We start from the raw sequence: 1277 nt of genomic DNA, 5'->3' as shown, positions 1-1277 counted from the left end.
CTCGCGGGTTACTCACGTGCCGGGCTACGCCGCCTTCAGGAAACTCCTCCTCCAGTCGTTGGGGTGGGTAGGGGTTACTGCTCGTGTGTTGTGTCAGGCCGTCAGGCCCTCGCGCCGTGTGGCAAGCGACATCGATTGCCGACTGATGTCCCAAATGAACCCGGCGAGTTCACGGGCGATGGCGACCACCGCGATGTTCTTCTGCTTGCCGCGCGCGACGAGCTTCCGGTAGCGCCGACACAGGCGAAGCTGCGCGTCCCAGGCGCGGTCAACGATGGGCTTCGGGATGCCTTCGTGCCGGCGCTGGATCTCGGGGCTCACGCGGGCGGGGTACTGGTAGCTCCAGGCGGCTTCGACCAGCAGTTTTCGCGCGTAGCTGTTGCCGTTCTTCGTGATGCTGCCCTGACGGCGCTTGTCGCCCGACGAGTGTTCCGAAGGCGTCACGCCCAGCCAGGCCATCAGCTGACGCGGATGCGTGAAGCGTGACAGATCGCCCAGCTCGGCGAGCATGCCCACCGCCGTGGTGAACTGCACGCCGCGCATGGTCTGCAGGCCCAGCACGGCCGGATAAAAGCGCCAGTTGAGGACCGCCTCGCGCAGCGCGGCTTCGAGACGCTCGCATTGCGCGAGGCGGTCCTCAATGGTGCGCCGAAGCTCCTCGAACGCGAGTTGCTGCCATGGGCTGTCAAAGGCATACGTGCTCAGCCAGCGCCGGTGCGCCGGCCCCCAGTCGGCTCGGCCGGTGTAGCGCACGCCGTGCGAGAGCAGAAAGGCTTTCAGTCGTTGCCGGGCACGCTTCAGATCGTCCTTCGCGCTCACCCACGCGCGCGCCAGATCGCGGAACGCTTCGTCTTCCACGCTGGGCACGTACACCGCTGACAGGTCGCCGGCGCGCAGCGATCGCACGAGCTTGACCGCATCGCGTCGATCGGTCTTGACGCGCTCGCCGGGCTTCCTGGGAATCAACGACGGTGCGCACACCATGCACTCGAATCCCTTCTGCACGAGCTGACGGTAAAGCCCGTAGCCGCATGGACCCGCCTCGTAGACAACGCGGATGTGCCGCGCTTTCGACTGCAGGCGCTTGCACAGGCGATCGATATCCGTCTTCGTCGTACCAGTCTTGCCAGGCAGTTCGACTTCGCCTGCGCCGAGCGCATAGGCAACCGTGATCGAGTCCTTGTGAACGTCAAGACCCACGTAGAGCGTGCTATCGTGTTCCATGCTGGCCTCCGTGTCGGAAATCGCCGGGTGTGGCCCTGTCCACACCGTGCGGC

Annotated in this window: 1 protein-coding gene; it reads right to left on the bottom strand. The window is 65.6% G+C overall.

The features are described 5' to 3' along the window. Positions 1 to 93: 93 nt before the first annotated feature. On the bottom strand, positions 94 to 1224 hold the full coding sequence (locus F6X40_RS41460) for an IS110 family transposase (RefSeq protein ID WP_187631886.1): 1131 nt from the start codon (positions 1222 to 1224) through the stop codon (positions 94 to 96). Between the last annotated feature and the right edge of the window lie 53 nt (positions 1225 to 1277).

Source organism: Paraburkholderia sp. UCT31, from assembly GCF_014397655.1.
GTDB lineage: Bacteria > Pseudomonadota > Gammaproteobacteria > Burkholderiales > Burkholderiaceae > Paraburkholderia > Paraburkholderia tuberum.
The sequence above is the reverse complement of the archived record's forward strand: the minus strand, read 5'-3'. Positions and strand labels throughout refer to the sequence as shown.